The sequence below is a fragment of the Vreelandella sp. L-25 genome (assembly GCF_056857535.1).
In genome coordinates this window covers 49,953-63,807 of record NZ_JBSXNH010000063.1, presented here as the reverse complement: position 1 = coordinate 63,807, position 13,855 = coordinate 49,953, and the positions used below count along the sequence as shown (strand labels likewise).

The window sequence follows — 13,855 nt, the reverse complement described above, 5'->3', positions numbered from 1 at the left end:
AAGCGATGGCCCACGGGCAGCTGAGCTACCCGTGGCTAAGTGAACGCAGGCAGTGATGTTCACAACAATCACTAAACCTGCATGAGATCCTGTTCTTTTGCGGCAAGTGCCTTATCGATCTCAGCGATATATTTATCGGTCAGCTTCTGGATTTCGTCTTCGCCCTGGCGCTGATCGTCCTCGGTAATTTCTTTATCCTTAAGCAAGGATTTGAAATCACCGTTAGCATCACGACGAACGTTACGCACAGCCACGCGCGCGTTTTCTGCCTCGCTACGTGCCTGCTTAATGTAACCCTTGCGCGTCTCTTCGGTCAGCATCGGCATCGGTACACGAATCACGTTGCCTGCGCTTGAGGGGTTGAGGCCCAAGTCAGAGGTCATGATCGCTTTTTCGATTTTAGCCACCATGGACTGCTCCCAAGGAGCCACCGCCAGGGTACGGGCGTCTTCAACGTTGACAGAAGCCACTTGGTTCAGCGGCACTTGGCCACCGTAATACTCAACGGTCACGGCATCCAGGATGCTGGGGTGAGCGCGACCCGTGCGGATCTTGTTGAAGTTGCTGTGCAGCGCCTCAACGCTCTTCTTCATGCGAGACTCTGCATCTTTCTTGATGTCGTTGATCACGTTGTTACCCTCTGTCTATCAGCGTGCCTTCCTTGCCCCCAACCACGAGGTTGAGCAGGGCACCAGGCTTGTTCATATCAAATACCCGCACCGGCATATCATGGTCACGTACCAGGCAGATTGCGGTCAAATCCATTACGCCCAGTTTCTGATCCAGAGCGTCGTCATAGGAGAGCTGGTCGTATTTTACGGCGTCGGGGTGCTTCACCGGGTCCTTATTGTACACGCCGTCCACCTTGGTGGCCTTGATGACAACGTCTACATCCACTTCAATGCCGCGCAAACAAGCAGCAGAGTCGGTGGTAAAGAAAGGGTTACCGGTGCCAGCAGAGAACAGCACCACGTCGCCAGACGTTAAATAACGGATGGCAGTGCGGCGGTCATAGTGCTCCACCACACCGCTCATGGGAATCGCTGACATCACCCGCGAGCGAATATTAGAGCGCTCCAGAGCATCACGCATGGCGAGGGCATTCATCACCGTTGCCAGCATTCCCATGTGATCACCCGTGACCCGATCCATGCCGGCTTCGTTCAACGCCGCACCACGGAACAGGTTACCACCACCAATCACAATACCGACCTGTACGCCAATACCGACCAGCTGGCCGATCTCGAGCGCCATACGATCCAGCACTTTTGGATCAATACCAAAATCGTGCTCACCCATCAGCGCTTCGCCCGATAGCTTCAGCAAAATACGCTTGTATTTTGACTTTGACTTATCGATTTTGGGGGCCGCAGTGGGGGTAGACTCTTGAACATCACGTGACATGGCATCTCTCCTGAGGCAGACCTGGGCACAGGTGGGCGAGGCGGCACCTGTATTTCACAGGGGCCGGATACACGAAGGCGTGCGCTCGCGCGCACGCCATCTTCTTACTGGAACCTCTGACCTTAGCGACGGCCAGCCTGTTCCATGACTTCTTTAGCGAAGTCGACTTCTTCTTTCTCGATGCCTTCGCCCACTTCAAAGCGAGTGAAGCTAACCACTTCACCACCAGCTGCTTTGACGAATTCAGCAACGGACTGGTTCGGGTCTTTAACAAACGGCTGCTCGGTCAGGCTGTTCTCGGCCAGGTACTTCTTCAGGCGGCCTTGAACCATCTTCTCAGCGATTTGCTCAGGCTTACCGGCCATGTCCGGCTGGGCCAGGATGATTGCCTTCTCTTTGTCCAGCTGCTCTTGCGGCATCTCTTCAGGATGCGCAACCGCCGGGTTGATCGCCGCTACGTGCATCGCAACATCTTTGGCTGCTTCGCTGGTGCCGCCTTTCAGAACGGTCAGAACGCCAATACGGCCACCGTGAACGTATTCGCCCACCAGACCACCTTCAACGGCATTCACGACCACGGCACGACGCACGCCGATGTTTTCGCCGATTTTCTGAACCAGCTGCTCACGAGCGGACTCAAGGTCACCCGCCATCACCGCTGCAACGTCTTCGTTTTTCGCCGCAAAGAACGCATCAGCAATCTTGTTGGCGAAGTCGATGAAGTTGTCGTCACGGGCAACGAAATCGGTTTCAGAGTTGATTTCGACCATTACGCCGTAGCTGCCATCTTCTGCTACACGAGTAACAACCGCACCTTCTGCAGCGGTACGACCCGCTTTTTTCGCGGCTTTAAGACCAGAGCTTTTACGCAGGTTTTCGATCGCGACTTCGATGTCACCGTCGGCTTCGGTGAGTGCTTTTTTACACTCCATCATGCCAAGACCGGTACGTTCGCGCAGTTCCTTAACCTGAGAGGCGCTGATAGCTGCCATGAGATTTCACCTCGGAAATGGTTCTAACTGAGAGTTAAACGCGCTACAGAGTATAAGCACGATAGATGACCGTTGCGTATCACTGTGCAGAGCGCTTGCCGGCATTCATCCGGCATGATCGGCCCGCCTGAGCGAACTCAAAGCGGGAAAAAGGGGGCATAAGGCCCCCTCTTAACACGATGCGGCTCAACCTGCCCGCCGCACCACTGCAGCCTTACTCGGCAGCTGCGCTTGTGTCGGCGGAAGCGGCTTCTTCAGTCACTTCGACGAACTCGTCCGGACGACCTTCTTTCGCGCGGCCACACGCGTCGGCAATCGCCTTCACGTAGATCTGGATAGCGCGGATGGAGTCATCGTTACCCGGGATCACGTAATCAACGCCATCTGGGTTAGAGTTGGTATCTACCACGCCAATAACCGGGATACCCAGCTTGTTGGCTTCGTTAATCGCGATGCGCTCGTGGTCAACGTCGATCACAAACAGTGCGTCCGGCAGGCCGCCCATGTTCTTGATACCACCGATAGAACGCTCAAGCTTCTCTTGCTCACGCGTGGCCATCAAGACTTCTTTCTTGGTCAGCTTCTCGAAGGTGCCGTCTTCGCGCATCACTTCCAGATCACGCAGCCGTTTGATGGACTGACGAATGGTCTTGAAGTTGGTCAGCATGCCGCCCAACCAGCGATGGTTGACGAACGGCTGGCCAACGCGATTCGCTTCTTCTTTGATGATCTTGCTAGCGCTGCGCTTGGTGCCAACAAACAGAATTTTGTTGTTGGATGCCGCCATCTTCTCGACCACGTCGATCGCTTCGTTCAGCGCCGGCAGGGTGTGCTCGAGGTTGATGATGTGAATCTTGTTGCGCGCGCCGAAGATGTATTTGCCCATCTTCGGATTCCAGTACTTGGTTTGGTGACCGAAGTGAGCACCTGCTTTCAGCAGGTCACGCATATTAACGTGAGACATGGTAAAACTCCTGAAACTCGGGTTAGGCCTCCACGCACCCCATGGATCCGACCAGTAGCGTCGTTAAACGTCGCTAAAGGCACCCGGGACCATGTGCCGGTGCATGTGTGTTTTCAAGGCTTGCTGTTGTGCAACCCAGCGGTGCTGCGTTGCGATCTCGTTGCCCTTTCGCGTAGCGCCAGCCAGTATAGAAGCATTGGATGGCGATTGCAGGAAAGCGCGCGGCTTTATACCATAGATCATTGCCAAGATGAAGTCGCAGCCGCGTTTCGGCATTTTCATTTGCGACCCATCACTTACCCAGAAGCCACATCGAGAATTCATGAACGTTCCTATTAAGACGCCTTCTGAAATCGAGAAAATGCGCGAAGCCGGTCGCCAGGCGGCCAGCGTTATCGAAATGATCACTCCCCACGTTAAAGCGGGCATTAGCACTGGCGAGATCGACCGTCTGTGCCACGAGTACATTGTTAACGAGCTGGGCTCGACACCGGCACCGCTGAACTACCACGGCTTTCCCAAAGCAACCTGTACCTCCATCAACCACGTGGTGTGCCACGGCATCCCCGATGACGCCAAAAAGCTCAAAAACGGCGACATCATGAACCTGGATATCACCGTGCGCACACCGGATGGCTACCACGGCGACTCCAGCGTGATGTTCGTGGTGGGCGACACCATTCAGGGCGAACGGCTGTGCCGCATCACCCAAGAGTGCCTATATAAAAGCATTGCGCTGGTGAAACCCGGCGTGCGTCTTTCTGAGCTTGCCCGTGTGATTCAGCAGCACGCCGAAGCCCATGGTTACTCGGTGGTACGTGATTTCTGCGGCCACGGCATTGGCGCGGACTTCCACGAAGACCCGCAGTTCCTGCACTACGACGGCTATGCACCGGATGCCGACATCCGCCTAGAAGCGGGCATGTGCTTCACCATCGAGCCGATGATTAACGTGGGCGGCTACAAAACCAAAGTGCTGCGCGACGGCTGGACCGCCGTCACCAAAGACCGCAGTCTTTCGGCCCAGTGGGAACACACCCTGCTAGTGACCGACACCGGCGTTGACGTGCTCACTGCGCGCAGCGACGAAGACTTTAGCTTTCTGAACGCCTGATGCTTCTTCACCACTACCGGTTCGAGCCGGACACGTCGCTTTTCGATCTCGACCTGTTTCGCACCGAGCTTGCCGGGTCGCGCTCTCCTATCGCCCCGTTTAAAGCCGCGCTGCGGGAAATCCAAGCACGCCTGGATGAACGCTTTCGCGCCGGCAGCGATATTCGCGACTTGGTACGCGGCAGGGCTTGGTATCTTGACCAGCTCCTCGCCATTGCCTGGGCGCAGCATGCTTGGCCCGACGACGGCGTTGCACTGGTGGCCGTGGGCGGCTACGGGCGTGGTGAACTGCATCCCCATTCGGATATTGATCTGCTCTTGCTGCTTGAGCACGACGACGATACCCCCTACCGGGAGCCGCTGAGCGCTTTTATCACCTTCCTCTGGGATATCGGCCTGGAGATTGGCCACAGCGTTCGCTCGCTCAACGACTGCGAGCGGGAAGCCGAAGCAGACGTCACAGTGATTACCAACCTGCTGGAGTCGCGCCTCATTGCCGGGCCGGAAAGTCTGCGTGAGAAGATGCGCGAGCGCCTGAGCACCCCGAACCTGTGGCCCGCCGACCGCTTTTTTGAAGCCAAGTGGCAAGAGCAAATTGCTCGCCACTACCGCTACAACAACTCCGAGTACCACCTGGAGCCCAACCTCAAAAGCTCCCCCGGTGGCCTGCGGGATATCCAGATGATTGGCTGGGTGGCTAAGCGTCACTTCGGCACCGAGCAGTACACCGATATTGTCGCCAACGGCTTTATGAATGACGCGGAGCTGCGCATTCTCAGCCAGGGCCAGGCGTTTCTTTGGCAGGTGCGCTACGCCCTGCATATGCTCACAGGCCGTGCCGAAGACCGCCTGCTGTTTGATCACCAGCGCACCATTGCCGAGATGTTTGGCTTTAGGGATACCCCCGAGCGGCTCGCGGTCGAGCAGTTCATGAAACGCTACTACCGCCACGTGACGGCCCTCGCCGGGCTCAACGATATGTTGCTACAGCACTTCGACGAAGTGATTTTGCGCGGCAAGGAGTCGTTGGAAACCGTTAAGCTGAACGAACGCTTTGAAACCAAGGGCGGCTACATCCAGGCGCGCTCCCGCAACCTGTTCCGCGAGCGCCCGGCGGCCATGCTAGAACTCTTTCTGCTGATGGCCAAGCATCCGGAAATCGAAGGGGTACGCGCCGATACTATTCGGCTGATTCGTGACCACCGCCACCAAATTGACGACCACTACCGGGAAGACCCACGCCACCAGCGGCTGTTTATGGCCATTATGCGCGCGCCGGGTAACGTCCCTCGCCAGCTGCGGCGTATGAACCGCTACGGCATTCTCGGCAAGTACCTGCCGGAGTTCGGCCGCGCGGTGGGGCTGATGCAGCACGATCTGTTCCATATCTATACGGTGGACGCCCACACCCTGCGCCTGCTGAAATTCCTGCACGGCTTCCGCAAGCCCGAGGCAAAAGACGACTTCCCGGTGGCCGCCAACCTGATCCATCTGCTGCCCAAGCTGGACCTGCTGTGGATCGCTGGCCTGTTCCACGACATCGGCAAAGGGCGCGGCGGAGACCACTCTGAAATCGGCGCCCGTGACGTCGAACAATTCTGCCATCGCCACCATATTTCCCAGCACGACACCAACCTGGTCAGCTGGTTGGTGGAGCATCACCTGCTGATGTCGATGACCGCCCAAAAGCGCGACATCAGCGACCCGGATGTAATCCGCGACTTTGCGCTGATCGTGCGCGACGAAACCCGCCTGGACTACCTCTATGTGCTCACCGTTGCCGATATCAACGCCACCAACCCCACGCTGTGGAACGGCTGGCGGGCATCGCTTTTGCGCCAGCTCCACGCGGAAACCAAACGTGCTCTGCGCCGTGGGCTGAAAAATCCACCGGATCGAGACGACTGGGTGCGCGAAACCCGTACTGAGGCGCGCTCGCTGCTGCAAACAGTCGGCGTCGATAGTGGCCAAATAGACCAGCTCTGGGAGTCGCTGGGGGAAGATTACTTCCTGCAGTACGCACCCAGCGAAATTGTCTGGCAGACTCAAGGCATTCTGGCCCACCAGCCGTCACCGCTGCCGTTGGTGCTGATCAGCGCCCCCACCGCCGACATGGCCGAAGGCGGCACCAAAGTGTTCATTCACACCCGCTCGGTGGATGACTTGTTCGCCGCCACCGCCGCCGCCATGGAACAGCTCGGGCTCTCGATTCACGATGCGCGCATTGCTACTTCCCACAACGACTGGACGCTCAACACCTTCATCGTGCTGGATAGCCACGGCCAGCCGATTCGCGACCCGGAGCGCATTGAAGAGATGCGCCAGCACTTGGTAGAAGAGCTGGATGACCCGGATGACTATCCAGAAATCGTCACTCGACACACGCCGCGCCAGCTCAAGCACTTCAAAGTGCCTACCGAAGTGGTGATCGAGCAGGATCCGGCCAATGAACGCACCCTACTGGAACTGACCGCCCCCGACCGCCCCGGTCTGCTGGCTCGGGTAGGGCGCATTTTCATGGAGCAGGATATCTCGCTCTCAGCCGCTAAAATTGCCACGCTAGGCGAACGGGTTGAAGATGTTTTCTTCATCACCACCAAAGCAGGCGAGCCGCTCACCGACCCCGAACGCCAGCAGCAGCTCCGCGAACGACTGATTGAGGTATTGGGGGTTTAACCTAGAAAGCAGGCACACCCTGGTGGTTAGGTTTGAGCCTGCCCCAGGGCTTGCCTATAATCGGCGGTTCGATAAATGGTTTTGCCCACAGTTCCCGCCCTTACGCTCTCAACGGACGCGCCATGAACCCTGATCTCAACGCCCTACACCCCTATCCGTTTGAAAAGCTGGCCGCCCTCAAAGCGAGCCTAACGCCCCCGGCGGGACTGGCGCATATTCCGCTGACGATTGGCGAACCCCAGCACGCCCCCTACCAAGGCGCGCTGGAGGCACTCATCGCCCACCAGTTAGAGATGGCCCGCTACCCGGCCACCAACGGCCTTCCCGCCCTACGCGACGCGATTGCGACCTGGGCCACCCAACGCTTCCAACTGGCGGGGCTGGATGCCGAGCACCAAGTACTGCCGGTGAACGGCACTCGCGAAGCCATCTTCGCCTTCGTGCAGGCGGCGCTGGACCGCACCCGCCCCGCAAAAGTGGCCGTACCCAACCCCTTCTACCAGATTTACGAAGGCGCCACGCTGCTGGCAGGCGGCGAGCCGCTCTACCTGGACTGCACCGCCGAGAACGGCTTCCGCCCCGATTTTTCAGCGGTCAGCGCCGACACCTGGCGCGATGTGCAGATCGTGTTTATCTGCTCGCCGGGCAACCCGACCGGCGCCGTCACGCCACTGGCCGAGTTCAAACAGCTCATTGCCCTGGCCGACGAGCACGACTTTATCATCGCCTCTGATGAGTGCTACTCCGAGCTTTACCTAGACGAGAACACGCCACCGCCAGGGCTTTTGCAGGCCTGCGCCGAGCTTGGCCGCGATGACTACCGCCGCTGCGTGGTCTTCCACTCGCTCTCCAAGCGCTCCAACCTACCAGGGCTGCGCTCGGGTTTCGTGGCAGGTGATGCCGACCTACTCGCCCCGTTCAAGCGCTACCGCACCTATCACGGCTGCGCCATGTCGCTGCCACTACAGCACGCCTCCATTGCCGCTTGGCAAGACGAAGTCCACGTGCGCGCCAACCGCGACGCCTACCGCGAAAAATTCAGCGCGGTGACGGATGTGCTTGCCCCGGTGATGGATTTTCCCACTCCGGAAGCGAGCTTCTACCTCTGGCCTGCGGTGCCGGGTGGCGACGATATCGCCTTTACCCAGCGGCTATTCAGCGAACAGCACGTGAGCGTACTGCCCGGCAGCTTGATGGGTCGCCCAGGGCAAAACGGCCTTAACCCCGGCGCGGGTCGGCTACGCTTAGCGTTAGTGGCGGAGCTTGAGCCGACCTTAGAAGCGGCCAAGCGCCTTCGCCAACTGGTCGAGCGCGGCTAACGCGCCGCGCCGCTTAAGACGACGAAAGGAGGCTCTATGCTAACGCTCTACATGATTCATAACTGCGACACCTGCCGTAAAGCGCGTAAAGCGCTGGACGACAAAGCGCTGATGTATAAAACCCACGACCTGCGTAAAGATGGCCTTTCTGCGGCGCTGCTTGAGCACATCTTGAATCGCGTACCGTTGGTTGAGGTGATCAACAAACGCAGCAAAACCTGGCGGGATCTTTCTGACGAAGAGAAAGATTACGATGCCAACTCGGCGCGCCAGCTGCTGCTCCAGCACCCCACGCTGCTCAAGCGGCCGCTGCTGGAACTCGACGACGGCACCATCATGATCGGCTACCGTGACGGCGACTATGACACGCTAAGCGGCTAACCCTGACTCGACTTCTCTCACTCATTTTCTCTCACTAACCTCTAAGGAATACGCGTTATGCTGAGCTTCGCGCTTGGAATCGGCACCCAAAACACCCAGGGCGACTGGCTGGAAATCTACTACCCGGCCCCGCTGCTCAACCCGGACGCGAGCCTGGTCGCCGCTGCCAAAGAGGCCCTGGATGCACCGGCGGGCAATGCCCCGGTGAGCTTCTTACCGGAAGACTGCACCCGCTTGGCCAAGGCGCTGGAAGCGGCAGGCCACTCCGAGCAGGCCGCTCTGGCCGAGTCGCTGGCCACTAGCCAGCGCCCGCTGGTGGCGATGTTCCTGGAGAGCGACCAGCCGCCGCAAACCGCCCCTGAGGTGTACCTGAAGCTGCACCTGCTGTCGCATCGCTTAGTGAAGCCTCACGGCCTGGACCTGACCGGCATGTTCGGCCTGCTGCGCAACATCGCCTGGACCAACGAAGGCGCAATCGATATCGAAGAGCTGCCCACGCGCCGTCTGAAGGCGCGCTTAGCGGGCCGCACGCTGTCCGTCGACTGCGTGGACAAATTCCCCAAAATGACCGACTACGTGGTGCCCACCGGCATCCGCATCGGCGACACCGCGCGCGTGCGCCTGGGCGCTTACCTGGGTGAAGGCACCACGGTCATGCATGAAGGGTTTGTTAACTTCAACGCAGGCACCGAAGGCCCCGGCATGATCGAAGGGCGCATTTCCGCAGGCGTTATGGTCGGCAAAGGCTCTGATCTGGGCGGCGGCTGCTCCACCATGGGCACACTCTCGGGTGGCGGCAACATCATCATCAAAGTGGGCGAAGGCTGCCTAATTGGCGCCAATGCCGGTATCGGTATTCCGCTGGGCGACCGTTGCACCGTGGAAGCCGGCCTCTACATCACCGCAGGCTCTAAAGTGACGCTGCTGGATGACCAAGGCCAGGAAGTGAACACCGTTGCCGCCCGCGAGCTGGCGGGCCAAGACGACCTGCTGCTGCGCCGTAACTCACAAAATGGCCGCATCGAGTGCCTGACCAATAAAAGCGCCATAGCGCTGAACGAGGCGCTGCATGCCCATAACTGAGCCTGCCTCACTGTCGCCTACGCTGAAGCTGGCCTTTGAGCTGCTTCGCCGGGCGTCGGTGACCCCCGACGATGAAGGCTGCCAGGACCTGATGATCGAGCGCTTAACGGCGCTCGGTTTCCATATCGAGCAGCTACCGTTTGGCGATGTGAAGAATTTTTGGGCGGTTCGTGGTCACCACGGCCCGGTGCTGGCGTTTGCGGGGCACACCGACGTGGTGCCCAGCGGGCCACACACTAACTGGGAATTTCCGCCTTTCGAGCCCTGCATCGACGACCAAGGCATGCTCTGCGGGCGCGGCGCGGCTGATATGAAGGGCAGCCTTGCCGCCATGCTCACCGCGGTGGAACGCTTTGTAGCGCGCTACCCTGACCATGATGGCCGCATTGCGTTTTTGATTACCTCCGATGAGGAAGGCCCGGCCATCGACGGCACCCGTGCGGTGGTAGAACATCTTCGCGAGCGCAATGACCGCCTGGATTACTGCATCGTTGGCGAGCCCTCCTCTACTGCTCGCCTAGGCGATGTGATCAAAAACGGTCGTCGTGGCTCTTTGGGCGGTGTGCTGCATATTAAGGGCATTCAAGGCCATGTGGCCTACCCTCACTTAGCGCGCAACCCGATCCACCAAGCGATGCCCGCCCTGGATGCGCTCGTCAACGAGCACTGGGATGCTGGCAACGACTTCTTCCCTGCAACCAGCTTTCAGATATCTAATCTGCGTGCCGGTACAGGGGCCACCAATGTGATTCCTGGCGAGGTAGAGGTGGTGTTCAACTTCCGCTACTCCACGGAAGTCACCCATGACGAGCTGCGCTCACGCACCGAGGCAATTCTGGATCAGCACGGTCTTGAGTATCACATCGACTGGACGCTGAATGGCGAACCGTTCCTGACGGCCGAAGGTGAGCTAGTGGAGGCGGCGATTCGTGGCGTGGAAGCCGTGACTGGCGAACGCCCAGCGCTTTCTACCAGCGGCGGCACCTCGGATGGCCGTTTTATTGCCACTCTGGGCGCGCAGGTGGTAGAGCTTGGCCCGCTGAACGACACCATTCACAAGGTGAACGAGCGCGTGCGCGCTAGCGATTTGGATGCGCTGAGCCGCATCTACGAAGCAACCCTTCAAGCGCTACTGACCACCGACGAGGTAAGCGTATGATGGAGCGGTTTCCGGATATCGAAGTGTATCTGGCGCGGGTTACGCTGGATGACATTAACGCCTGGCTGGCTGACGTGCTGAGTGCACCGCCCCTTAGCCCAGCAGGAAAAGGCAAGTGGAAAACCCGTGGCCAGTATCAGGGCGATAGCGTACCGGTGCTGCTGGTGGATAACGCCGCGGATGGTTTTGCCAGCCTCTGGTTCGATAGCGGACACACTCCGTGGCACACCGACCAGGAGTGCGCCCAGCACGCCGCTGAAGCACTGCAGGTGGAAGTACGCTGTTCGCTGGGGGGCTGGCACCCTGGCGACGACCCAGACCGCTTTTGGCAGGTGCTGCCCGGCGGCCAGGAAAAAGCCATCGAATGGCCGGACTCAGGCCGTTAAATGCAAAAACCCCCGTAAGCGCGGGGGTTTTCTCTTTCAGCACTAATTTATCACTACAGCGCCTGGGCGCTTACTCAATAATGCTGACGTCATCGGCCTGCAGGCCGCGATCATTTTTAATCACGTGATAGCGAACAATCTGGCCTTCGGCCAGCATACGCGGGCCACGGCCACGAATGGCACGGAAGTGAACAAACACATCTTCTCCGTTATCGCGAGTAATAAAGCCGTAGCCTTTGTTGGTGTTAAACCACTTTACTTCCCCCTCTTCACGGCCATCGTTGGGGTCGATGATATCTTCCTCTTCATCATCTTCCACCGTAGGAGCAGGTGCTTGGGGCTGGCGCGGCGCAGGCTTAACCCGAGCCACATCTGCCTTCACAACCATTGGTGGCGCCAGGGCAGCTGCCGCTAACGTGCCGATAAACAACATAATAAAGCAGCCAAAGGCTACCGCGGCATATACGCTAAAAGCAGCTTCGGCTAACCACTGCTCAGCCAGAGGTGCATTGGTTAAATGAACAATCCCTGCCAGAAGAAGCGGCGTGGGGGCGGCGAGTAAGACACTGATAAAGAAACAGCGAAAAACAACTTTTGGGTTCATAGATAGAAAAAGCTCTCTTGTTGTATGGGTAACAGACGAAGGACAATACTCGAACTACCAGGCCCATTCCTAACAGTACCGAGCATACTACACAAGGTGACGATGTTATCATGACAAACGAATTATCGCCTGCTGAGCTCGCTCAACGTCTTGAATCGTTGGAGAGTCGGCTGGCCTATCAGGAGCACTGGCTGGACACTCTGGATCAAGCGGTCGCCCAGCAGGAGCGCCGCTTGGAAAAACTGGAGCAGCTAAGCGCCTTGATGCGCGAACGGCTACGCGAGCAGCATCAGGCGCTCCAGGCGGGCGACTCCCAAGGCAGTTTTCGTCCAGAAGACGATATCCCACCCCACTATTAAGCCACGACTCGCGGCTTCTTGCCCGCCCAAAAGCAGTGGGATTACCTCACCATGCTGGCCGGGGCAACGCTTTCTAGCCCAAATGCATCAGCAACGGCACGATAGGTCACCTTGCCGTTGTGAACGTTAAGGCCGGGCAGGAAGTGCGCATCATCGGCTAATGGCCGTGCTTAGTCGCGGAACACGCGCACGCCTAGCGCCTTCAAGTACGACGTCTCCGGTATGGCCGGGTGTACCGGGTGATCAGGTCCTTGGTGGCCCTGGAAGATCACCTGACCTTGGCGGTCCTGGTGGCGCACTGCACCGCGCACCACATCGACCAAACGATCAGGGGCAAGGTGCATGGAGCAAGATGCCGACAGCAGCAGGCCATCTCGGCCCAGCAAACGCATCGCTTCACGGTTAAGACGCGAGTAGGCGCGCTCACCGTTAGGGATATCCTTACGCTTTTTAATAAACGCAGGCGGATCGAGAATCACCACATCGAACTGCTCGCCATCTGCCTTTAGCGCCGCCAGGGCTTCAAAAGCATCGCCTTCACCAATCGCCACCTGCTCTTGAACGCCATTCAGCTCGGCGTTGCGCGCCACTTGCTCCAGCGCAGCGCCGGACGCATCCACGCAGAGCACTTCTGATGCACCGCTGGCCGCCGCCTGAACGCCCCAGCCACCCACGTAGCTGAATACGTCCAGCACGCGCTTACCGGCCACTTGGCTGTTGAGCCAAGCACGGTTCACACGGTGATCATAGAACCAGCCGGTTTTCTGGCCGTTTAGCACCGGCACTGCAAAGGTGACACCATTTTCGACCAGCAGCACTTCGTCAGGCAGCGTACCTTTGACGACTTCCACGTGGGCTTCCAGGCCCTCCTGGCGGCGGCCACCGGTGTCGTTACGGAAGACGATAGCACTCGGCTTAACCACTTTCTCCAGGGCGTCAACGATATCTTCCGCCAGTGCCTGCATACCGGCGGTGTTGAGCTGCACTACCAGCACATCGCCGAAACGATCAATCACCAAGCCAGGCAACAGGTCGCCCTCGCCATGAATCAGGCGATAAAACGGCTGATCAAACAGGCGCTGGCGCAGCGCTAGGGCCTGATTAAAGCGATGCACGAACAGCGAGCGGTCCAGGCGCATTTCAGGGTCGCGAGACATGATGCGGCCGCAGATCAGCGAGTGCGGGTTCACGTAGGCAACGCCCAGGGTTTTACCGTTGGACGCCTCTACCAGCGCAGGCTCGCCCGCCGCAAAGTTTTTCAGCGGCGTCTCTTTGATATCGACTTCGTTGGAGTAGATCCACAGATGGCCAGCTTTTAAGCGGCGATCGGCGTTTTTATTCAAGCGCAGGCGTTGGGTCACAACAATCTCCAAAAGAGCAAGCTTATAGTGCACTTAGGCACTGTAAGCATAAAA

General features: G+C 58.6%; 14 protein-coding genes and 1 pseudogene. 8 read left to right on the top strand and 7 right to left on the bottom strand.

Features of this window, described 5'->3' with window-relative positions:
- Positions 1–71 precede the first annotated feature (71 nt).
- From frr to rpsB, 4 genes are all read right to left on the bottom strand, one after another.
- Positions 72–629: a ribosome recycling factor gene (frr, locus tag AC13CN_RS08540; protein WP_044629720.1), complete on the bottom strand. Its 558-nt coding sequence runs from the start codon at positions 627–629 to the stop codon at positions 72–74.
- A 4-nt stretch (positions 630–633) separates the two neighbouring features.
- On the bottom strand, positions 634–1,404 hold the full coding sequence (gene pyrH, locus AC13CN_RS08535; protein ID WP_044629721.1) for a UMP kinase: 771 nt from the start codon (positions 1,402–1,404) through the stop codon (positions 634–636).
- Between the two features lie 122 nt (positions 1,405–1,526).
- Positions 1,527–2,396, bottom strand: a complete 870-nt coding sequence (gene tsf, locus AC13CN_RS08530) for a translation elongation factor Ts (protein WP_054644934.1) — start codon at positions 2,394–2,396, stop codon at positions 1,527–1,529.
- Positions 2,397–2,610: 214 nt separating this feature from the next.
- Positions 2,611–3,360, bottom strand: a complete 750-nt coding sequence (gene rpsB, locus AC13CN_RS08525; protein WP_044629723.1) for a 30S ribosomal protein S2 — start codon at positions 3,358–3,360, stop codon at positions 2,611–2,613.
- 322 nt (positions 3,361–3,682) lie between these two features.
- Here rpsB and map point away from each other — a divergent pair, with 322 nt between their 5' ends.
- The 7 genes from map (at position 3,683) to AC13CN_RS08490 (ending at position 11,477) form a co-directional block, all read left to right on the top strand.
- Positions 3,683–4,474: a type I methionyl aminopeptidase gene (map, locus tag AC13CN_RS08520; protein WP_062360004.1), complete on the top strand. Its 792-nt coding sequence runs from the start codon at positions 3,683–3,685 to the stop codon at positions 4,472–4,474.
- On the top strand, positions 4,474–7,149 hold the full coding sequence (locus AC13CN_RS08515; protein ID WP_253556993.1) for a [protein-PII] uridylyltransferase: 2,676 nt from the start codon (positions 4,474–4,476) through the stop codon (positions 7,147–7,149). Before map ends, AC13CN_RS08515 begins: the two co-directional genes overlap by 1 nt.
- A gap of 122 nt (positions 7,150–7,271) precedes the next feature.
- Positions 7,272–8,468 carry a succinyldiaminopimelate transaminase gene (dapC, locus tag AC13CN_RS08510; protein ID WP_253561251.1) on the top strand — a complete coding sequence of 399 codons (1,197 nt, stop codon included), beginning with the start codon at positions 7,272–7,274 and terminating at the stop codon, positions 8,466–8,468.
- Between the two features lie 36 nt (positions 8,469–8,504).
- Complete coding sequence (locus AC13CN_RS08505; RefSeq protein ID WP_044629728.1) at positions 8,505–8,849, top strand: Spx/MgsR family RNA polymerase-binding regulatory protein; 345 nt, start codon at positions 8,505–8,507, stop codon at positions 8,847–8,849.
- Between the two features lie 57 nt (positions 8,850–8,906).
- Positions 8,907–9,932 carry a 2,3,4,5-tetrahydropyridine-2,6-dicarboxylate N-succinyltransferase gene (gene dapD / locus AC13CN_RS08500; RefSeq protein WP_044629729.1) on the top strand — a complete coding sequence of 342 codons (1,026 nt, stop codon included), beginning with the start codon at positions 8,907–8,909 and terminating at the stop codon, positions 9,930–9,932.
- Positions 9,919–11,091: a succinyl-diaminopimelate desuccinylase gene (gene dapE, locus AC13CN_RS08495; RefSeq protein ID WP_253557138.1), complete on the top strand. Its 1,173-nt coding sequence runs from the start codon at positions 9,919–9,921 to the stop codon at positions 11,089–11,091. Before dapD ends, dapE begins: the two co-directional genes overlap by 14 nt.
- Positions 11,088–11,477, top strand: a complete 390-nt coding sequence (locus tag AC13CN_RS08490; RefSeq protein ID WP_044629731.1) for a hypothetical protein — start codon at positions 11,088–11,090, stop codon at positions 11,475–11,477. The genes dapE and AC13CN_RS08490 overlap by 4 nt, the downstream gene beginning before the upstream one ends.
- Positions 11,478–11,547: 70 nt before the next feature.
- On the opposite strand, the gene AC13CN_RS08485 is transcribed toward AC13CN_RS08490, so the two are convergent.
- Positions 11,548–12,081, bottom strand: coding sequence for a cold-shock protein (locus AC13CN_RS08485; protein WP_273682104.1), 534 nt, complete (start codon positions 12,079–12,081; stop codon positions 11,548–11,550).
- 110 nt (positions 12,082–12,191) lie between these two features.
- Between AC13CN_RS08485 and AC13CN_RS08480 the strand changes: the two genes are divergently transcribed.
- A complete protein-coding gene (locus tag AC13CN_RS08480; protein ID WP_044629733.1) occupies positions 12,192–12,440 on the top strand; it encodes a SlyX family protein in 249 nt (82 codons plus the stop codon).
- Between the two features lie 41 nt (positions 12,441–12,481).
- Here the strand turns inward: AC13CN_RS08480 and AC13CN_RS08475 are convergent.
- Positions 12,482–12,601 (bottom strand): annotated as a pseudogene (locus tag AC13CN_RS08475) (alanine dehydrogenase); the annotation flags it as partial.
- 9 nt (positions 12,602–12,610) lie between these two features.
- Positions 12,611–13,801 carry a class I SAM-dependent rRNA methyltransferase gene (locus AC13CN_RS08470; protein ID WP_253557140.1) on the bottom strand — a complete coding sequence of 397 codons (1,191 nt, stop codon included), beginning with the start codon at positions 13,799–13,801 and terminating at the stop codon, positions 12,611–12,613.
- Between the last annotated feature and the right edge of the window lie 54 nt (positions 13,802–13,855).